The organism is Mesosutterella faecium, assembly GCF_022809315.2.
In the GTDB taxonomy this organism is placed as follows: Bacteria; Pseudomonadota; Gammaproteobacteria; order Burkholderiales; family Burkholderiaceae_F; genus Mesosutterella; species Mesosutterella faecium.
Genome location: NZ_JAKZJU020000001.1, coordinates 1174786 through 1193991, shown reverse-complemented (window position 1 = coordinate 1193991; position 19206 = coordinate 1174786). Strand labels below are relative to the sequence as shown.

Below are 19206 nucleotides of genomic sequence, written 5' to 3'. Positions count from 1 at the left end.
CGCTCGGAGAAGAGGGGCCGCTCCCCCTCTCCCCTCATCAAAGCCCGGAGTCGAGGTAGCTGCGCTCGCCCGGGTCCTTGATGGACGGGCAGCCGCTCACCGGCTCGCCCTTGAGCCGCGCAATTTCGCGCTCCATCGCATTGATCAGGTCGCGCTGCTGGTCGAGCTCCTTCTTCACCTGGGCGAAGGCCCGGGCGACCGGGTCTTCCGCGCCCAGCACGACGCCGTAGGCCTCGAAGACCTTTTTCGGGGCCTGCACCGTCTCTTCCTTTTTCTTCGCCCTGTGGCCCGGCACCCCGACGATGGTCGCCCCCTCGGGCACGGGCTTGAGGCAGACGGCGTTGGAGCCTATGCGGGCGTTGCGCCCCACCGTCCAGCCGCCCAGCACCTTCGCGCCCGCGCCCACGATGACGCCCGACTCAAGGGTCGGATGGCGCTTCTCGCCGCGGCCGAGGCTCGTGCCGCCCAGCGTGACGCCCTGGTAGATCGTGCAGTCGTCGCCCACCTCGGCCGTCTCGCCGATCACCGTGCCCATGCCGTGGTCGATGAAGACCCTGCGGCCGATCTTCGCTCCGGGATGGATCTCAATGCCGGTGAGAAAGCGCGCCACGTGCGAAATCCAGCGCGCCAGGGTCCACCAGCCCTGAATCCAGCACCAGTGGCTCAGCCTCCAGAACTGGACGGCGTGGAAACCCGGGTACGAAAGCAGCACGTCGAGCGTGCCGCGCGCCGCGGGGTCCCGCTCGTTGATGGTGCGGATGTCTTCCCTGATGCGTTCAAACATGAAAAAGCCTCGATTAACTGGCGTCTGTAGGTCAGGACATCATACCCCATACCCGAGTTTTTCACTCAGGTATCAGCAGGCCTTTCCTTTTTTGCTCCCTGCGCGCTCCTTTTTCGGCCGGATGATGGCCGCGCAGATGCCCCGCAGCAGGTCGACCTCAGGCTGGGTGAGGCCCGCGCGCGCCACGATCCGGCGGGTCATCGGCATCAGGAACTTGGGCTCCTTCGGATCGAGCGCCCCGCAGGCCTCCATGGCGCGCTGCCAGTGCTCGAGGAAGCCCTCGATCGCGGGCACCGTGGCGGGAGGCTCCGCCTCGAAGCGCTTCTCCCAGTCGTAGAGCCGGTGCGCGTCGCCCGCGCGCTCGAGCTGCGTCACATGCATTTCGTAGGCGGTCACCTGCACGGACTGCGCGAGGTTGAGGCTCGGGCTTTCCGGATCGGCGGGAATCGCCGCCACGGCCTGACAGACCTCGATCTCCTCGTTGGTGAGGCCGCTGCGCTCCGTGCCGAAGACAAAGGCGATGTCGCCCGGCTCCGAGGCGAGGAAATCGCAGGCGCGGCCTGCCGCCCCGCGCAGGTCCTCGATCGGCGGGCCGAAGCGCCGGTCGTAGCCCGAAAGCGCCCAGGCGAACGTCACCCCCTCGAGGGCCTCGGCGAGGGTCGGCACGCAGCGGCTTTCGCGCAGCACGTCCACGGAGCTCGTCGACAGGGCCACCGCATCGGGATCCTCCCGGTAGGAGCTCACCCGCGGATTGACGACCCAGAGGCTGCGGAATCCCATGGTCTTGACGGCCCGGGCGGCCGCGCCGATGTTGGCGGGAAGGCTCGGCTCGCACAGCACGAAGCGGACCCTGGAGGCTGAAATTGGCGTTTTCATGAAACTGTCACCGGAAACTGGAGAAACGAAGCAGCGCAAAGCTTAACAGCACCGGGCCCTCCCGGAGGCCCCGGGCCTTCATTTCCATTAGAATTGCATCTTTATGAACGAAAAGACGGGTTTTCAAGCGGGCCGCCCGAGGGCGGCGCTCCTTTCAAAACTGCCCGCCCTCCTTTTTTCTTCAGGCGAACCGACAAATGCCTTACATTGAAACTGCCATCCGCGCGGCCCGCGAAGCCGGCGACATCATCAACCAGGCTTCCCGCAGCATCGAAACGATCAACGTCCAGACCAAGGCCTTCCACGACTACGTGACGGACGTGGACCGCGCCTCGGAGCGCGCCATCGTCGACATCCTCACGCACTACTGCCCGAGCCACGCGGTGCTCTCCGAGGAATGCGGCCTGGTGGGCCAGACCAATTCGGAATTCGTCTGGGTGGTCGATCCGATCGACGGCACTACGAACTTCATCCACGGCTTCCCGCAATACGCGATGTCAATCGCGCTGCGCCGCGGCAGCGACATCCTCGAGGCGGTGGTCTACGACCCCCTCAAGGACGAAATGTTCACCGCGGTCCGCGGCGAAGGCGCCCGCCTGAACAAGCGCCGCATCCGCGTCTCCGGCCGCATCGACCTTTCCTCCGCGCTCATCGGGACGGGCTTCCCGTTCCGCGAGAACGATGACTTCGAGGGCTACGCGAAGGTCTTCACCCAGGTGGCGCGCCGCACCTCCGGCATCCGCCGCGCGGGCGCGGCCTCGCTCGACCTGTGCTATGTGGCCTGCGGCCGCCTCGACGCCTTCTGGGAGTCCGGCCTCAAGTCCTGGGACATTGCCGCCGGCTCTCTCATCGTTCTCGAGGCCCGGGGCCTTGTGACCGACTTCGAGGGCAACGACGGCTACCTCGACTCGGGCCGGATCGTGGCCGGCACCCCGAAGATCCTGGGGGCGCTGATGCCGATTCTGAACGGCTCGGCCCCGGTCCAGGCCTGAAGCGGCCCGCGGCTCGGCAGGAGAGGGCGCAGCCTTTTTCGGGCGGCCGCCCTCTTTTTCTTTTCCATGAAGACCTCTCGAGGAACCCAGCTTTGAACGCTTCGAAACCGACTCTCACCACCGAAAACGCGGATCCGGCCTCGCTCACCCCCGCCATGCAGCAGTTCCTTGAGATCCGCCGCGGGCTCGTGAAGCAGTACCCGAACATCATCCTGCTCTACCGGATGGGGGACTTCTACGAAACGTTCTTCGAGGATGCGGTCGAGATCAACCGGCTGCTCGGCATCACGCTCACAAGCCGCGGAAAGACCGTGCCGGTGCCGCTCGCGGGCGTGCCCTACATGACGCTCGACTCCTACCTCGCGCGCCTCGTGAAGGCGGGCAAGGCCGTCGGGATCGTCGAGCAGCAGGGCGACTCCACGACGAACAAGGGCGCGGTTCCGCGCAAGCTCGTGCGCATCGTCACCCCGGGCACGCTCACCGAATCGGAGCTCCTGCCCTCGAAGGCCGACGCGGCCCTGCTCGCGCTCGAGCCCCCGCTCGGGAAAAAGGCGCCGGAATGGTCGATCGTGAGCCTCGTGCTCTCAAGCGGCGCCTTCAAGGCGATGAGCGTCGCCGAGGAGGAGCTCGCGGGCGAGATCGCCCGCATCGCGCCCAAGGAAATCCTGGTGCCGGACTCGATCCGCGAGAAGGCCCAGGCCATCGCCTCCGGGGCGCTGGTCACGCCGCTGCCCGACTGGCACTTCGACCCCGAGCACGGGGCCGAGCAGCTGCGGCACCACTTCCAGATGGAAAGCCTGGACGCATGGGCGGTTTCTGAAAAGCCCGGGATTCTCGCCGCCGCGGGCGCGGTCCTGGGCTACGTCTCCCAGACCCAGATCGAGTCGATGCCGCACATCCGGCCGCTCGTGCTCGAGGAGTCGAGCCGCTTCGTGGGGCTTGACGCCGCCACGCGGCGCAACCTCGAGCTCACCGAGTCCCTGAGAAGCGGCGGCGGCCCCACGCTGCTCTCCACAATCGACCACTGCCTCACCGCGATGGGCTCGAGAATGCTGCGCGGCTGGATCACCCAGCCGATGCGCGCCCCCGAAGTGCCGCGCGAGCGCCACCGCGCCGTGGGCGAGCTGGTTGGCGATTCCGAAAAGTGCGAGGAGCTCGCCGCGGCGCTGCGCCCGCTGCCCGATCTCGAGCGCATCGCCTCGAGGATCGCGCTCGGGTCCGTGCGGCCCCGGGAACTGGCCGGGCTGCGCGACGCGCTGCCCCAGCTCTCGAAGCTTTCCAAGGCCGCCGCGGGCTGCAGCTCCGGGCTCCTCAAGGCCGCCGCCCCCGTGCTCGAACCCCCGCAGGAGCTTTCGGAAACGCTCGAGCGGGCGCTGCTGCCCGAGCCCGCGGTGACGCTGCGCGACGGCGAGGTGATCGCCGACGCCTTCAGCGACGAGCTGCGGCAGCTGCGGAGCCTTCGGGATCACGCGGGCGACTTCCTCACCGAGCTCGAAGCCCGCGAAAAGCAGCGCACGGGCATTCCCAACCTGCGGGTCGAATACAACCGCGTGACCGGCTACTTCATCGAGGTGACGCGCGGGCAGGCCGACCGGGTGCCCGCGGACTACCGGCGCCGCCAGACCCTGAAGAACGTGGAGCGCTTCGTCACTCCGGAGCTCAAGGGCTGGGAGGACAAGGCGATCGCCGCGCGGGAGCGCTCGGTGCAGCTCGAGCGCGAGCTCTACGAGGGGCTCGTCAGGTCCTGCTCGGCCTGGGTCGAGCGGCTCACCGAGGCCTCGGAGGCGGCTGCCTCGATCGACGCGCTGCTGTCGCTCGCGCGCCACGCGCGCGACATGGAGTGGACCGAGCCCGAGCTGTCCGGGCAGAGCGGGATCGTGATCCGCGGAGCGCGCCACCCCGTGGTCGAAAAGGCGATCGAACACTACGTCGCCAACGACTGCGAACTCGTGCCGGGAAGACGGCTGCTCGTGATCACCGGCCCCAACATGGGCGGCAAGTCCACCTACATGCGCAGCGTCGCGCTCATCGCGCTGCTCGCGCTCGCAGGCTCCTGGGTTCCCGCGCAGTCGGCCCGCATCGGGCCGATCGACCGGATCCTCACCCGCATCGGCGCGAGCGACGACCTCGCGGGCGGCAAGTCCACCTTCATGGTCGAAATGGTGGAGGCGGCCGCGATCCTGCACCAGGCGAGCAGCCGCTCGCTCGTGCTGATGGATGAGATCGGGCGCGGCACCTCGACCTTCGACGGGCTGTCGCTCGCGGCCGCGATCGCGCGCGAGCTCGCCGACCGGATCCGCAGCTACACGCTCTTTGCGACCCACTTCTTCGAGCTCACGCAGCTCTCGCAAAGCTGCGCCGAAGTGGCCAACGTCCACGTCCGGGCCATCCAGAGCTCGGGCCGCGTCGTGTTCCTGCACGAAGTGCGCGAAGGACCCGCGAGCCAGAGCTACGGCATCGCCGTGGCGCAGCTCGCAGGCGTCCCCCAGCGGGTGATCCGCGAGGCGCGCTCGACGCTGCGCGAGCTCGAGGAGCGCTCAAGGCTTTCGGGCGATCAGCCCGACCTCTTCTCCTCGCCCGGCGCCGGCGCGCAGGACGAAGCCCCGGACGACGAAGGGGAGGACGCGGAGGCGCAGGCCGCGCTCAGGCTGCGCGACGAAATCGCCGCGCTCGACCCCGACTCGCTCACGCCGCGCGACGCGCTGGCCAGGCTCTACGCCCTGATCGAGCTGGCGCGCGGCGGAAAGTCCGCCTGAAAGCCCGAGCAGCCCGGAAAGCCGGGCCGCCCGGCTCTAATCCTTCAGGAAATACGTGACGGTCGTCACCACGCGCACGTTTTTCTCATAGGGCATGCTGCTGTCGGCGTCCGTCACGGAAAACTGCCCCTGGGTGGCCGCCTTGATCCTGCCGATGTGCGAGCCCGAGTCGGCGGCGAACTTCTGCGCCACCTCGCGTGCGTTTTTCGTCGCCTGCTCCACCATGCCGGGCTTCACGTCATTGAGCTTCGTGTAGATGTAGCGGGTGTTCCAGGCCTCGGAGGCCACCGAGATCCCCTGCCCCACGAGCTCCTTCTGCCGGGAGATCAGGCCTCGCACCAGGGCGACCTTCGGCGTGTTCACGGTAATCACGCCGGTGAGGACATAGCGGGGGCCGCGCGCGCCGTTCGAGTACTCGGTCTGCCGGTCCTGCACGTTCGGGGCCCCGAAGGAAATCTCCTCTTCGCCCAGCCCCGAGCCCTTCAGGAAGCGGATCACTTTCTCGCTGTCGGCCTCGAGCAGGGCGTGGGTGGCAAGGAGGTCGTCTCCGGTCCTCCGGAAGGTGATCGGCCAGATCACCTGGTCGGCCGGCACCCGGCGCTCGGCCAGCCCCTTCACGGTGACCACCCGGGTCTGGCCGATGTAGGCGTCCACAGCGCCCCTCACCGAGCAGCCGAGAAAGACAAGGCCCGCGGCCACGCCCAGGCCCACGCACGCGCCCGAAATCCAGCTTTTGTCCGCCAGTTGCATGGTGCAGCTTCCTCCCCCGCAGAGAATTCTTCCGGCGCCCCGGGGCTGCGGCGGCCTAGCCGAAGCCCTCGCTCACCGTTATGATTGGTCTTCGTTCCCATCTTATCAGCCATGCGCCGCACAGGCGGCGCAGGATATCTTCATGAGCTTCGAACCTGATTTCGACGAAGACGACCCCGATGAAGCGGGAGTCAACGTAAGCGACTTCTCACACTATCTCTCGGAGGACGAATGCCGCCTGGGCTTCGCCATGATCGTCCTCAAGGCGGCCTACGAAATGGTCAGGCGGGGCGAGGACCGGGGCCTGGTCGCCCAGGCCGCGGTGCTGCTGCTGCACGAGGCCGGCATGCCGGTCGACGACTACAACGCGTTCGACTGGGCGAGCGACTACTTTGAGAACGTGCCCTGGGAGGACTTCCTGAACGCCTACGTCTCCAGCCCCGCCGAGGGGCTTTACTCCGAGGAGGAGGCCGACCAGATCCGCGAGGGGCTCGAAGGAGCGCTCGAGCAGGTGAGCCTTGAGGCCGCTGGCTGAAGAAAAAGCGGCCGGAGGAAGGGGTTTTCCGGGCCGAAGCCGGAGCCGCACCGCCCCGTGCAGCCCGAAGGAAAAAGGAGTGCAGCATGACCGATGAATTTGACGCCTACATGCCGGAGCTGATCGAGACCCGGCGCAGGATCCACAGAAGGCCCGAAACCGGCTGGACGGAGTTCGAGACCACGGCCCTGGTCGCGCAGAGGCTCGAGTCGCTCGGCTTCGAAGTGCATCTGGGGCTTGAGGTGATCGACCCGGAGCGCGTGATGGGCCGCAGCGCCGGGGAGGCGCAGGCCGCCCAAGAGCGGGCGCGCCGGGCCGGCGTCCCCGAAGAGCTGCTCGCGCGCATGGGAGGCTACACGGGATGCGTGGGCGTGCTTCGGACCGGGCGGCCCGGCCCCGTGTGCGCCTTCCGCTACGACCTGGACGCGCTGCCGATCACCGAGCCCACGGATCCGGCCTCGGGCCACCTGCCCGCCGTGGAGGGCTTCGCCTCCGTCTTCCCCGGGAAAATGCATGCCTGCGGGCACGACAACCACGCGGCGATCGGGCTGGCCGTCGCGCGCTGGGCCCGGGACCACGAGGCGGACCTGCGCGGCACCCTGAAGCTTATCTTCCAGCCCGCGGAGGAAGGCGCGCGGGGCGCCGCCGCCATGGCCGCCCGAGGCGTGGTGGACGACGCCGACTGGCTCATCTGCGGGCACGTGGGCACCACCGCGGGCCCCGGCGAGCTGCAGATCGCCGACCGCGGCTTCATGGCCACCACCAAGTTCGACGCGGACTTCAAGGGCTGCCCGTCGCACGCCGGGAGCTGCCCCGAGAAGGGGCGCAGCGCGCTGCTTGCCGCCGCGAACGCCGCGGTGATGCTCTCGGCCATCCCCCGGACCTCCCAGGGCGACACCCGGGTCGCCGTGGGCAAGCTCGTCTCGGGCAGCGCGCGCAACATCACGCCCGCCGACGCCCATATGGAGTTCGAGGTGCGCGGCGAGACCGCCGAGGCAAACGAGTTCATGACCGAGCGGGCCGAGGAAGTAGTCCGCGGGGCCGCCGCCATGACCGGGGTCGGCGTCGACCTGAGGCGCGTGGGCCAGGGCTCGACCCTCGTCACGACGCAGGCCGCGCTCGACCTTCTGTACGAGGCCGCGCGGGCCGTGCCCGGCATGAAGGTGATGGCCGCGCCGCCCTGCCCCGGCAGCGAAGACTGCACCGTGCTCATGCACCGGGTGGCCGAGCGCGGCGGCAATCCCGGCTATTTCCTCTTCGGCTGTTCGCACCACGGCCACCACAGGCCGGACTTCGACACCCAGGACACCGTGAGCGACAAGCCGGGCTTCGAGATGTGGGTGCAGGTCCTCAAACGGATCCTCGGCTGAAGCGGCGGGCGCCGCGCCCTTGCGGCAGGCGCCTCCCCCTCTTTCCGCCCGCAAAGGCCTTCTTACTTCCTGAAGAAAAGTTCCTTCATCTAGGGTAAAATACCTAGCTTTACCCCCGGCGGAACCGCCGCCGGGGCCGGTTCACCGCCGACAAAAAAGTCGGGACCAGCCCACAGGAAGAAGACATGGATATCCGGATCGAGCCCAAGGACGCCCGCGACGCCTACAGCACCCCCATCGTCCAGCAGACCGCCTTCTGGTCGGGCGTGAAGCGCCGCCTCGGGATGCGCTCGAGGGCCTTCGAGTATTCGGTGCGCAACAGCGACCTCTACTGCGGCGTCGGGGGCTACTCGCGCACGAACGCCGACTTCATCATGTTCTACCAGTACGTGAACCGGGAGGACTACATCGCGTATCTGCCCTACGGCCCCGAGGTCGAGCCCTCGGAGGAGCGCCAGGGCGTTTTCCTCGAGGAGCTCTCCGAGCAGCTGCGGCCCCGCCTTGACCCGCACTGCATCGGGATCCGCTACGACCTCAACTGGCGCTCCCACTGGTGCCGCGAGGAGGACTTCGACAGCGAGGGCCGCTGGCGCGGCGCCCCGAAAAGGGAGTTCCAGGAGATGCAGCTCAATTTCTCCACCCGGAACTGGAACCTGCGCAAGTCCGGCACCAACGTGCTGCCCGCCGATACCATCCTGCTCGACCTGAGCGAGCCCGAGGAGGTGATCCTCGGGCGCATGAAGCCCAAGACCCGCTACAACATCCGCCTCGCGCTCAAAAAAGGAATCGAGGTGAGAGACATGGGCGCGAAGGCGCTCCCCCTCTGGTACGGGCTGTACCGGGAAACCGTCCTGCGCAACGGCCTGCACCTGAGCCCGATCCGCTGCTTCCAGTCCGTGGTGGCGGCCAAGCTCGACAACGTCGATCCCAGCGTCACGGTGAAGCTGCTGGTCTCCTATGCGGGCGAGCAGCCGCTGGCGGCCATGTTCCTCGTCCTTTCGGCCGGCCGCGCGACCTACCTCTACGGAGCCTCGTCCTCGCAGCACCGCGAGCTCATGCCTTCCTACGCGCTCCAGTGGCAGGCGATCCGGCTGGCGAAGGCCTGCCGCTGCAGCGAGTATGATCTTTTCGGCGTCGCCCCGGACTCCTCCCCCTCGCACCCGATGCACGGGCTGCTGCGCTTCAAGCAGGGATTCGGGGGCTCGGTCTTTCACCAGCTCGGCTGCTGGGACTATCCGCTGCAGGCGGAGAAATACGCCGCGTTCTCGGCCCGGGAATTAAGCTCCCCGGGCTATTACGCCTGAGGCCGGCCGCCCGCGGGCATAAAAAATCCCGGACAGGAAGGAGAGAACCTGTCCGGGCAGCTTCAACAACTCTGTGAGCTGGTTCATATATTACTGATACTGCGATGAAAATCGATACGCTTAACGGATGCGGGGCGATCCGCCGGTCGGCTGACTCAGGCTTCATCCATTGGATCAGCGGCTCCGCGGGCGGCCCGGATTCAGGGGCTTTCCGGCCTCAGGCCGCATCGGCCCGGAGGGCCTTTCTGATTTTGATCCACATCAACCCTTCTCTCTCCCCGGAACGCTGAACATGTCCGCCGCCATCTTTGTCCTCACGATCATCCTGGTGATATGGCAGCCCCGGGGGCTGGGCATCGGCTGGTCGGCCGCGCTCGGCGCGGCCCTTTCGCTGCTTTCGGGCAGCGTGTCGCTCGCCGACATCCCGAAGGTCTGGAGCATGGTCTGGAACGCGAGCGCGACGCTGATCGGCCTGATCGTGCTCACGCTCACGCTAGACGAAGCGGGGCTCTTCCGCTGGGCCGCGATCCGCATCTGCCGGGCCGCGGCCGGAAGCGCCTCCCGGCTCTTCGTGTCCGTGATCCTCTTCGGGGCGCTGCTGGCCGCCCTCATTGCCAATGACGGGGCGGTGCTCATCCTCACTCCGGTGGTCGCCGCGGTTCTGGCCGAGCTCGCCCTTCCGCGCCAGGCCGTGATCGCCTTCGTGATGGCGGCGGGCTTCATCGTCGACACGGCGAGCCTGCCCTTCACCACCTCGAACCTGGTGAACATCATCACCGCCGACTTTTTCGGCGCGGCCTTCGGCCAGTACGCGGCGGCGATGGCGCCCGCGGCGGCCGCCTCCGTGGCCGCAAGCCTGATCGTGCTGTGGCTGCGCTACCGGCGCTGGCTGCCGCGCCGGTACGACGCCGCGCGGCTGCCCCCGGCCTCGGGCGCCATAGCCGACCCCCTGGTGTTCCGGCTGGGGCTCGCCGTCCTCGCGGCCCTGCCCGCGCTGTGTTTTGCCGCAGGCGCGGCCGGCATTCCCGTCTGCGCCGTGACCGGATCGGCCGCCGCCCTCCTTCTGGCCGCCTCGAGGCGGCGCCGGGTCGTCAGCGTCTCGCGCGTGCTGAGACAGGCCCCCTGGCAGATCGTGGTCTTTTCCCTCGGCATGTACCTCGTCGTCTTCGGGCTGAGAAACGAGGGGCTCACCTCGGGCCTCACCCGGGCGCTCGAGGCGCTCGCCTCCCTGGGGACGGCTCCGGCCGTGTTCGGCACGGGGATCCTGGCCGCCGCGCTCTCTTCGGTCATGAACAACCTGCCCGCCGTCATGACCGGGGCGCTCTCGATCGAGTCGGCCGGCGTGCCCGAGGCCCTTCGCACGGCCATGTTCTACGCGAACGCCATCGGCTGCGACCTCGGGCCGAAAATCACCCCGATCGGCAGCCTCGCCACGCTGCTGTGGCTGCACGTGCTCGCCCACAAGGGCCTGAAGGTCACCTGGGGCATGTACATCCGCACGGGAATCGTCCTCACCGCGCCGGTGCTCCTCGCGGCGCTCGCGGCCCTTGCCCTCACGCTGGGCTAGAAGCTGCGGCCCGCAGGAAAAATGAAGGGGAGGCCCGCCGCCTCCCCCCTTTCCTGCTCTGCCGTCAGCCGAGCTTCACCTTCTTCCAGATCTCGGTGATGGTCTCGGTGGGCGGATCCTTCTTCCGGTTGCGGTAGACCGTATGCAGCAGCTCGTGGGCGACCTCGCTGCCCGGCTCGCCCAGATACTGGTCATAGAGCCGGATGACGTCCGGGTTCTCGTGGCTGCGGCGCAGCTTCCTGTGCTGGTCGATCTTGTAGATCGAGGCCATCCTCGCCTTCGAGCGCGACAGGTAGCTGTTCTTGATGCGGATCGTGCCGCCCCCGTCGATGCAGCCGCCGGGGCAGGCCATCACCTCGACGAACTTGTAGTCCGAGCGGCCCGAGTCGATGTCGGAGAGCACCTTCTCGGCGTTGCGCAGCCCGTGCACCACGGCGACCTTCACCGGGCCGAACTTTCCGAGGTCGACCTTCGCCTCCTTCACCGCCTCCATGCCGCGCACCGGGATGAAGTCGACCGAATCGAGCTCCCTGCCGTTCACCTTGCGGTAGACGGTGCGCAGCGCAGCCTCCATGACCCCGCCTGTCGTCCCGAAGATCGCGCCCGCGCCCGTGTTCTGGGACATGAAGGGCGAGTCAAAGGGCGTGGAGGGCAGCCGGTCGAGCTGGATGCCGTGCTGGAAGAGCAGCCTCGCGAACTCGCGCACCGTGAGCACGAGATCGGTGTCGGGCATGCCGTTGCGGGAGAGCTGCGGGCGCGCGGCCTCGTCTTTCTTCGCCGTGCAGGGCATGATCGAGATGAAGCGCAGCTTCTCCGGATCGAGCCCGTGCTCGCGCGCGAACCAGGTCTTTGCCAGCGCGCCGAAGATCCCCTGGGGCGAGCGCGTCGTCGAAAGGTTCTGCCGGAACTCCGGATGGTGCTTCTCGACGTAGTTCACCCAGCCCGAGCAGCACGAGGTCATCATCGGCAGCTGTCCGCCGGAGCTCAGCCGCTCGATGAACTCGGTCCCCTCCTCCATGATCGTCACGTCGGCCGCCCAGTTGATGTCGCAGACGTAGTCGGCCCCGAGCCGCTTGATCGCGGTCACCATCTGCCCTTCGGCATTCGCCCCGGGGGCCATCCCGAAGGCGTCGCCCACGGTCACGCGGGCAGCCGGCGCGAAGGCGACCACCGTCTTGATCTCCGGGTCCTCGAACCAGTCGATCGCAGTCTCGCCCTGGTCGTGCTCGCCCAGGGCGCCGGTGGGGCAGACCATCGTGCACTGGCCGCACTGCACGCAGTAGGGGCTTTCCGCCCAGGTCTTCGCGTGCGCAATGCCCACGCCGCAGTGCGTGCTGATGTCGTCGATCGTGAGGGCGGAGATGCCCTGCACCTGGCGGCAGACCTCGACGCAGCGCCCGCAGCGGATGCATTTGTTCACATCGCGCAGCAGCCCGTTTTGCGTGAGGTCGAAGGGCCGCGGCGTCGTGAAGCGCCCGTTGCAGGTGTTGTGCTTGAGGCCCACGTACATGGCGACGTCCTGCAGCTCGCAGTTGCCGTAGCGCACGCAGCTCGCGCAGTCCTGGTCGTGGTCGGCGAAGATCCAGGCCATCTGCAGGCGCTGCATGCGCCGCACGCGCCTCGTGCGCGTCATGACCCGCATGCCCTCGAGCATCGGGGTGGTGCAGGAGGTCACCACGCGGGTGCCGCCCGGGGCGCTCTTGTCCTCGATTTCGACCAGGCAGACCCGGCAGGTGCCGGGCGTGTGGTTAAGGGGCAGAAAGGCGCAGAGCGTCGGAATGAAAATGCCGGCCTTCTTCGCCACCTGGAGGATGGACTCGCCCTCCGTGAATTCGACTTCCTGATTGTTGATCCAGGCCTTCATCATTTCATCTCCGTTTCGGGCTTCCTGCGATAGAGCCGGTCGGTGTCGTTGCCGGGAATGGGCCGGGGCGTCACCACGGCGTACATCCTGTAGCAGCGCATGCAGCGCTCGGCCTCGTGTTCGGCCGCCTCCGTGGAGATCGTAAGGTCGACCTCGCGGAAATTGTTGCGCTCAGAGACCGGGATGTGCGGCGTCTCGACGCGCGGCCGCTTGAGAATGAGCGTGTAGTCCGCGCCGTCGTCCAGCAGCCTGCAGTCGTGGATGATCTCGCCCATGCGGGTGCGGGGCGTGAAGCCCACGGAGCCGCGCGAGAGATACTCGTCGATGCTGTTGGCGGCCATCTGCCCCTTGGCGAGGCCCTCGATCAGGATCGTGGGGCCGCTCGCGCAGTCCCCGCCCGCGAACACGCCCGGGCGGCTCGTCGCGAGGGCGGAGTTCACGGAAATGTTTCCGCGGCGGTCGAGCAGCACGCCGTCAGCCTCGGAAAGCACGTTGCGCTCAACCTTCTGCCCGATCGCGGCGATGAGTGTCGAGCAGCTCACGTCGTACTCGCTGCCCTCAATCGGCTTGACGCCGCGGCGGCCGCGCGCGTCGCGCTCCGTCTGGCGCATGCGGGTAAGCTTCACGCCCGTCACATGCCCGTCCTCGGAAAGGATGGAGACGGGGTTGGTGAGGAAATGGAATTCAATCCCCTCTTCGCGCGCCGCCTCGATTTCGTCCGGGTCGGCGCTCGCGTCCTGCTCGGTGCGGCGGTAGACCACATGGACCTTGCCGGTGGCGATGCGGCGCGCGGTGCGGCAGCAGTCCATCGCCACGTTGCCGCAGCCCACGACCACCACGTCGCCGTCGATCCTCGGCAGAATCCCGTCGGCCACCTTGGTCTCGATGTCGAGCAGGAAGTCAATGCCGTTCCTGTAGCCCTTCATGCTGGTGTCCTCGCCCGGCAGTCCCAGGTAAGCGCCCTCGGCGCACCCGATGCCGAGAAAGACCGCCCCGTAGCCGTCATCAAAGAGGCTCGAGACGGTGAAGTCGCGCCCGAGCCTCTGTCCGAAGTGCCAGACCCCGCCCAGCTCGCCGATCGCGTCGGTCTCCTTCTGCAGCACGCCCTTGGGCAACCGGTAGGGCGGTATGCCGCGGAGAGCCATGCCGCCCGCCTGCCGGTCCTTGTCGAAGATGTCCACCGGATAGCCCATCATGAGCAGGTGGTAGGCGCAGTTCAGGCCCGCGGGCCCGGCCCCCACCACTGCGACCCGGGCCTTCGTGTAGTCGGTCATCGGGTCCATGCCCTTGAAAAGCTCGGAAATGGGCATTCCCGAGTGGTCGGAGATATAGCGCTTAATCTCCTTGATGGCCACCGGGGCGTCGACGGCGTTCCTGTTGCAGGCCTTCTCGCAGGGCTTCACGCACACGCGCCCGCAGGTAGACACGAGCGGGTAGTGGTGCAGCAGCACCCCGGCCGCGAGCTCCGGATGCCCGTCGCGCACGTAGTCGATGTAGCGCGGAATGTTCACGTGGGCCGGGCAGGCCTCGATGCACTTCGCGGTCATCGTGAGGTACATGTCGCCCTTCATCGGCTTGGCGGGCGCGAGCAGCCGATCCTTGAAGAAGGTGAGCGCACCGATCATCGCCACGGCGGTGGTGCGGCCGATGCCGCACAGGCTCGTCTGCTCCATCTGCTCGGCAGACTCCAGGATGTGGTCCCAGTCGACCTCGGCGGCCCGCCCGGCGTGTGCATCCCGCAGCGCCATCTCGATCAGGATCGAGCCCGTGCGGCAGGGCGTGCAGCGTCCGCAGGAGATCTCATGCACGTAGGAATAGTAGCGGGCGAGAATGCCGGCGAGGGACACCGACTCGTCAAAGACGAGAAAGCCAAAGTTGCTGATGAGGGCGTCAATCGGATTGCCGGGATTGAAGTTGTTGATTTTGTCAAGCGGCAGATCCTTCGGGGCGGCGTGCCCGCCCTGGGTGTTGTCGTACTTGACGCCCTTCCAGACTCCATAGAGTATTTTTCGCATGAAATTCAACTGGCCTGCGGCACGAGCGGCCGCCGGCCGGAACCCGCAGGGCCGCGCGCCCGGCCGCCCCGGCGCAGCAAAAAAGGGGCGGCGCGGCCGCAAGCCGCGGGCGGGTGCGTCTCCTTCGGCACCCTTGTTTCCGGGGGTTGTCAGTATCCTTTCTTATTCTTCTTCACCTTCCGCGCGGAACGCGCCCCCGGGAAACGCGCGCGGTCATGCACACAAAAAACCCGGCGCCGCCGGAAGGCAGAGCCGAGTTTAGCTTAAAAAAGACCGGGGCACAGCCTCAGAGCACACGCTTGAGGAACCCCCGGGTGCGCTCTTCCTTCGGGTGCTCAAGAACCTCCTCGGGAGTCCCCTGCTCAACGATCACGCCGCCGTCCATGAAAATCACGTGGTCGGCGACCTCGCGGGCGAATCCGATCTCATGGGTGACCACGATCATCGTCATGCCTTCCTCGGCGAGCTTCTTCATCACCGAGAGCACCTCGCCCACGAGCTCGGGGTCGAGCGCCGAGGTGGGCTCGTCAAAGAGGATCGCATCGGGGTTCATTGCAAGCGCCCGGGCGATGCCGACGCGCTGCTGCTGCCCGCCCGAAAGGGTCACCGGATAGACATCGGCCTTCTCCTCGAGCCCCACGCGGCGCAGCATCTCCAGAGCCCTCGCGCGGGCCTCGGCCTTCGTGCGGTGCCCCACCACCATCTGGCCGAGCATCACGTTCTCGGCCACGGTCTTGTGGGGCCAGAGGTTGAAGCGCTGAAAGACCATGCCGAGGCGCTCGCGCACCTTGTTCATGTTCGTGCGCCTCGAGGTGATCTCCACGCCGTTCATCGTGATCGTGCCCTCGTCGGGATCCTCGAGTCCGTTGATGCAGCGCAGCATCGTCGACTTTCCCGAACCCGAGGGGCCGATCACCACGACCTTCTCGCCGCTGTGCACATCGAGGTCGATGCCCTTGAGCACGTCGAGCTTTCCGTAGCTCTTTTTCAGGCCGCGGATCGAAATCATCACGTCGCTCATTTCTGGTCTCCTCTGCCCATCCGGGCCTCAAGCACATGGATCAGCCAGGCCAGACCGAGCGTCATCACCCAGTACATGGCGGAAATCGTGAGGTACGGCTCCCAGTAGCGCGCCGAAGCGCCGGCCACCGTGCGGGCCGCGTAGGCGAGCTCGGTAAGGCCGATCGCCGACACGAGCGAGGAATCCTTGAGGATGGCAATGGCGTTGTTGCCCAGGGCAGGCAGCATCCGGCGGAAGGCCTGCGGCAGGACGATGTAGCGCATCGACTGCCAGTAAGTCATGCCCACCGAGCGGGCGGCCTCGGCCTGCCCCTTGTCGAGCGACTGGATGCCTGCACGGAAGACCTCCGACATGTAGGCTCCGGCGTTAAGTGAAATGGCGATGAAGCCCGCGATGAAGGCTCCGTACTCGCTCCTTAGCTCCCGGGCGAGATCGCCGCTCACCAGCAGCCCGTCGACCGGGTGGATGAACACCGGCATCACGGCAAAGTACATGAGGAAAATCTGGACGAAGAGCGGGGTCCCGCGGAAAAAGCTGACCCAGACCGTCACGGGCCATCGCACGCCGTAGTGCAGGATGCCTTTCCACGGAGCGTGCCGCGCCGAGGCCATGCGGGCCAGGCCGAGCAGCATGCCGAGAATCACGCCACAGAACACGCAGGCGAGCGTGAGCTTGATTGTCATACCGGCGCCTTCCTGGAAAAGGGGCCAGTATTCACCCACCACGTCAAATCTAAATGCTGTCATTGAATGCCTATGGGACAAATGCGGGTTGAATGCCGGAAGCTCCTGCCGTCCTTCGGGCCGCGCGCACCGCGGGGAAGGGGCGAGGGAAAGCGGGCTCCCGGCAAAATCAGCCCCGGCGGAGTCTCTGCGTCAACTCGGGCCGGGGCCTCGCTGCAGCTTTGCAGCAGCCTCTTACTTGGTCGGCAGCTTCGGCACAGGGGCCTTGGCGCCGAACCACTTGTGGTAGACCTTCGCGTAGGCGCCGGACTTGATCACCTTCTTCAGGCCTTCGTTCACATCCTTGAGGACCTTGGTGTTGCCCTTCCTCACTCCGATGCCGAAGTACTGATCCTCGAAGGACGGGTCGCGGACCATGTTGAAGTGCTTGGATGGATTCTGCTGGGCGTAATACGCGAACACGCCCACGTCGCCCACGGCGGCGTCAACGCCGCCGGCGTTGAGCTCCTCGAGCGCAAGCGGCGTGTTGTCAAAGCGCTTGATCGAGGTGCTCGCCTTGCCGAACATCTTGCTGCAGGCGATGTCGCCCGCGGAGTTGGCCACCACGGACACCTTCTTGCCCTTCAGGTCGGCCAGCCCCTTCACCTTGACGTTCTTCTGCGTGAGGATGAGCTGGTGGGCAGCGAAGTACGGGGCGGAGAAGTCGATCGTCTCCTTGCGCTGCGGAGTGATCGTGATGCCGCTGATGATGAAGTCGCGGTCGCCGTTCTTGAGCGACTCGAAGATCACGCCCCAGGCGGTGTTCACGAACTTCACCTTGAAGCCCTGGGCCTTGGCGATTTCCTTGACGAGGTCGATGTCAAAGCCGACGAGTTCCTTTTTCGCATTCTGGAATTCGAACGGACGATAGGTGGCGCCGGTGCCAACCGTGTATTCAACGGCCGCCGCATAGGCCTGGCCGGCGGTCATGGCGGCCACAGCAGCGGCCGCGATGAGGAAGCGCTTGAGAACCATAGAGGAACTCTCCCTTTGGATTGAATCGGAAGCGTGAGGCGACCTGCCGGAGGCCCCGCCGCTCGCAGTTAAAAATTTGAAACTGCGACATTATCCACCAAAAGCCCGCGGAAAAAAATCCCAATCCCCTTTTTTCCCCAAAAAAGATTCAGAGGCTCCGGGGACCTTCCGGGGAGAGGCGGCCCTGCGCTCCTCCCCCTGGCTTTTGGAACAGGCGCTCTTTCAGAGCTTCGTGTCGAAGAGAGCCTTCTGCTGCGTGAACTCGAGCATGCCGTAGACGCCGCCCTCACGCCCGATGCCGCTCGCCTTGAAGCCGCCGAAGGGCGCCGAAGTGTCGCGCGGACTCGAGTTGACGTAGACGTTGCCCGCCTCGATGCGGCGCGCGACCTTGAGCGCAAGGGACTTCTCGCCGTAGACGCCGGCGTTGAGCCCGTAGGTGGTGTCGTTCGCGATCGCGACCGCTTCCTCGGCACTGTCGTAGGCTATGACGCACAGCACCGGCCCGAAGATCTCGTCGCGGGCAATCGTCATCTTGTTGCTCACCCCCGTGAAGATCACGGGATGGACGTACCAGCCCTCCTTCGGGCCCGGCTCGGACGGAACGCCCCCGACGAGCAGCTTCGCCCCCTCTTCGATGCCTTTTTCAATGTAGCTCCGGATTTTCCTGAACTGACGTTCGGAAGACACCGGCCCGAGCTTTACAGCCGGATCCCGGGGATCGCCCACGGTGTACTCGCGGCTGATCTCGGCCAGCCGCCGCTCGATCGCGGAAGCCTCCGACCTCGGCACGAGAAGCCGGGAGAAGGCGGTGCAGGTCTGTCCGGAATTAAGGAAGATCGAATTAAAGAGAATGTGAATCGGCTCGTCCCAGTTTTTAAGCCCCGGGAGAATGATGTAGGGGGATTTGCCGCCGAGCTCGAGGCTCACGCGCTTGACCGAGCGCAGCGCATTCGTCGCCACGGTGATGCCGCCGCTCGTCGAGCCGGTAAATGAGACCATCGCGACCAGCGGGTGCGTGGAAAGCGCCGTGCCGATCTCGCTGCCGCGGCCCGTGACGAGATTGAAGACCCCTTCGGGGAAGCCTGCGCGCTCGATCGCCTCGGTGAGGTAATAGGAGGAAAGCGGCGTGTGCTGGCTCGGCTTAAGGACAACCGTGTTGCCCATGAGCAGCGCCGGCACGATTTTCTGAATCACCTGCCCGAGCGGATAGTTCCAGGGCGTGATGCAGCCCACGACCCCCACGGGCTCGCGGTAAACCGAGGAGGCTGCCATCTTTTCAAACAGCGGCACCTTCGGCGCAAGGTCGATGTAGGAGCGGGTGCGCACGTACTGGTACTCGACCTGGGACTTCGTCGTGAAGGCGACCGGCGAGCCAAGCTCGCGCACGGTGATGTCGACCAGCTGCGGCTCGAGGGCCCGAAACTGCTCGAGAAAGCGCTCCATGAGCGCCATGCGGCCCTCAAGCGGCATGGCCGCCCAGGCCGGAAAAGCGGCCGAGGCGGCCTTCACGGCCCGGTCGACGTCCTCGGACGAGCAGGCGGGCACCCGCGCAATCTCCTCGCGGGTGGCGGGATTCTCCACCACAATCCAGTCCTTCGAGGCAGGCTCGCTCCAGCGCCCGGCGATGAAAATCTTTCCAAAATCCATCTGCGGTTCTCCTTTTGCACAAGCCGCC

Annotated in this window: 15 protein-coding genes; 6 read left to right on the top strand and 9 right to left on the bottom strand. The window is 66.7% G+C overall.

Annotated features, from left to right (window positions below; genetic code table 11):
• Positions 1 to 37 precede the first annotated feature (37 nt).
• Complete coding sequence (cysE, locus tag MUN46_RS05585; RefSeq protein ID WP_243376656.1) at positions 38 to 784, bottom strand: serine O-acetyltransferase; 747 nt, start codon at positions 782 to 784, stop codon at positions 38 to 40.
• A 72-nt stretch (positions 785 to 856) separates the two neighbouring features.
• Positions 857 to 1660 carry an RNA methyltransferase gene (locus MUN46_RS05580; protein WP_243376655.1) on the bottom strand — a complete coding sequence of 268 codons (804 nt, stop codon included), beginning with the start codon at positions 1658 to 1660 and terminating at the stop codon, positions 857 to 859.
• A 197-nt stretch (positions 1661 to 1857) separates the two neighbouring features.
• On the opposite strand from MUN46_RS05580, the gene MUN46_RS05575 reads away from it, so the two are divergent.
• Positions 1858 to 2652, top strand: a complete 795-nt coding sequence (locus MUN46_RS05575) for an inositol monophosphatase family protein (protein ID WP_243376654.1) — start codon at positions 1858 to 1860, stop codon at positions 2650 to 2652.
• A gap of 92 nt (positions 2653 to 2744) precedes the next feature.
• Entirely contained in the window at positions 2745 to 5408 is a 2664-nt protein-coding gene (mutS, locus tag MUN46_RS05570) for a DNA mismatch repair protein MutS (RefSeq protein WP_340309675.1), read from the top strand.
• A 36-nt stretch (positions 5409 to 5444) separates the two neighbouring features.
• Here mutS and MUN46_RS05565 read toward each other — a convergent pair whose 3' ends face one another.
• Complete coding sequence (locus tag MUN46_RS05565) at positions 5445 to 6158, bottom strand: SIMPL domain-containing protein (protein ID WP_243376653.1); 714 nt, start codon at positions 6156 to 6158, stop codon at positions 5445 to 5447.
• Positions 6159 to 6300: 142 nt separating this feature from the next.
• Between MUN46_RS05565 and MUN46_RS05560 the strand changes: the two genes are divergently transcribed.
• The 4 genes from MUN46_RS05560 (at position 6301) to arsB (ending at position 10934) form a co-directional block, all read left to right on the top strand.
• Positions 6301 to 6693 (top strand): hypothetical protein, encoded by a 393-nt coding sequence (locus tag MUN46_RS05560; RefSeq protein ID WP_243376652.1) that lies wholly within the window; start codon positions 6301 to 6303, stop codon positions 6691 to 6693.
• Between the two features lie 86 nt (positions 6694 to 6779).
• A complete protein-coding gene (locus tag MUN46_RS05555) occupies positions 6780 to 8063 on the top strand; it encodes an amidohydrolase (RefSeq protein WP_243376651.1) in 1284 nt (427 codons plus the stop codon).
• A gap of 185 nt (positions 8064 to 8248) precedes the next feature.
• Positions 8249 to 9367 (top strand): lipid II:glycine glycyltransferase FemX, encoded by a 1119-nt coding sequence (locus MUN46_RS05550; RefSeq protein WP_243376650.1) that lies wholly within the window; start codon positions 8249 to 8251, stop codon positions 9365 to 9367.
• A 292-nt stretch (positions 9368 to 9659) separates the two neighbouring features.
• Complete coding sequence (gene arsB, locus MUN46_RS05545; protein WP_281069865.1) at positions 9660 to 10934, top strand: arsenical efflux pump membrane protein ArsB; 1275 nt, start codon at positions 9660 to 9662, stop codon at positions 10932 to 10934.
• A gap of 64 nt (positions 10935 to 10998) precedes the next feature.
• On the opposite strand, the gene MUN46_RS05540 is transcribed toward arsB, so the two are convergent.
• The 6 genes from MUN46_RS05540 to MUN46_RS05515 all read right to left on the bottom strand — a co-directional run bounded on the left by MUN46_RS05540 (position 10999) and on the right by MUN46_RS05515 (position 19178).
• Positions 10999 to 12801: a 2Fe-2S iron-sulfur cluster binding domain-containing protein gene (locus tag MUN46_RS05540; protein WP_243376649.1), complete on the bottom strand. Its 1803-nt coding sequence runs from the start codon at positions 12799 to 12801 to the stop codon at positions 10999 to 11001.
• Positions 12798 to 14813, bottom strand: coding sequence for an FAD-dependent oxidoreductase (locus tag MUN46_RS05535; RefSeq protein ID WP_243376648.1), 2016 nt, complete (start codon positions 14811 to 14813; stop codon positions 12798 to 12800). Before MUN46_RS05535 ends, MUN46_RS05540 begins: the two co-directional genes overlap by 4 nt.
• 286 nt (positions 14814 to 15099) lie before the next feature.
• Positions 15100 to 15822, bottom strand: coding sequence for an amino acid ABC transporter ATP-binding protein (locus MUN46_RS05530; RefSeq protein WP_237978228.1), 723 nt, complete (start codon positions 15820 to 15822; stop codon positions 15100 to 15102).
• 8 nt (positions 15823 to 15830) lie between these two features.
• On the bottom strand, positions 15831 to 16580 hold the full coding sequence (locus MUN46_RS05525; protein WP_243376647.1) for an amino acid ABC transporter permease: 750 nt from the start codon (positions 16578 to 16580) through the stop codon (positions 15831 to 15833).
• A gap of 171 nt (positions 16581 to 16751) precedes the next feature.
• Positions 16752 to 17531 (bottom strand): basic amino acid ABC transporter substrate-binding protein, encoded by a 780-nt coding sequence (locus MUN46_RS05520; protein ID WP_237978123.1) that lies wholly within the window; start codon positions 17529 to 17531, stop codon positions 16752 to 16754.
• 222 nt (positions 17532 to 17753) lie between these two features.
• Positions 17754 to 19178 carry an aldehyde dehydrogenase family protein gene (locus MUN46_RS05515; RefSeq protein ID WP_243376646.1) on the bottom strand — a complete coding sequence of 475 codons (1425 nt, stop codon included), beginning with the start codon at positions 19176 to 19178 and terminating at the stop codon, positions 17754 to 17756.
• Between the last annotated feature and the right edge of the window lie 28 nt (positions 19179 to 19206).

Bases quoted from the DNA above. Each gene is read 5' to 3' on its own strand.
- MUN46_RS05535 (WP_243376648.1), bottom strand. From the start codon at position 14,813: ATGCGAAAAATACTCTATGGAGTCTGGAAGGGCGTCAAGTACGACAAC.
- MUN46_RS05575 (WP_243376654.1), top strand. From the start codon at position 1,858: ATGCCTTACATTGAAACTGCCATCCGCGCGGCCCGCGAAGCCGGCGAC.
- MUN46_RS05560 (WP_243376652.1), top strand. From the start codon at position 6,301: ATGAGCTTCGAACCTGATTTCGACGAAGACGACCCCGATGAAGCGGGA.
- cysE (WP_243376656.1), bottom strand. From the start codon at position 784: ATGTTTGAACGCATCAGGGAAGACATCCGCACCATCAACGAGCGGGAC.
- MUN46_RS05565 (WP_243376653.1), bottom strand. From the start codon at position 6,158: ATGCAACTGGCGGACAAAAGCTGGATTTCGGGCGCGTGCGTGGGCCTG.
- MUN46_RS05515 (WP_243376646.1), bottom strand. From the start codon at position 19,178: ATGGATTTTGGAAAGATTTTCATCGCCGGGCGCTGGAGCGAGCCTGCC.
- MUN46_RS05540 (WP_243376649.1), bottom strand. From the start codon at position 12,801: ATGATGAAGGCCTGGATCAACAATCAGGAAGTCGAATTCACGGAGGGC.
- MUN46_RS05550 (WP_243376650.1), top strand. From the start codon at position 8,249: ATGGATATCCGGATCGAGCCCAAGGACGCCCGCGACGCCTACAGCACC.
- MUN46_RS05530 (WP_237978228.1), bottom strand. From the start codon at position 15,822: ATGATTTCGATCCGCGGCCTGAAAAAGAGCTACGGAAAGCTCGACGTG.
- MUN46_RS05580 (WP_243376655.1), bottom strand. From the start codon at position 1,660: ATGAAAACGCCAATTTCAGCCTCCAGGGTCCGCTTCGTGCTGTGCGAG.
- MUN46_RS05555 (WP_243376651.1), top strand. From the start codon at position 6,780: ATGACCGATGAATTTGACGCCTACATGCCGGAGCTGATCGAGACCCGG.
- arsB (WP_281069865.1), top strand. From the start codon at position 9,660: ATGTCCGCCGCCATCTTTGTCCTCACGATCATCCTGGTGATATGGCAG.
- MUN46_RS05520 (WP_237978123.1), bottom strand. From the start codon at position 17,531: ATGGTTCTCAAGCGCTTCCTCATCGCGGCCGCTGCTGTGGCCGCCATG.
- MUN46_RS05525 (WP_243376647.1), bottom strand. From the start codon at position 16,580: ATGACAGCATTTAGATTTGACGTGGTGGGTGAATACTGGCCCCTTTTC.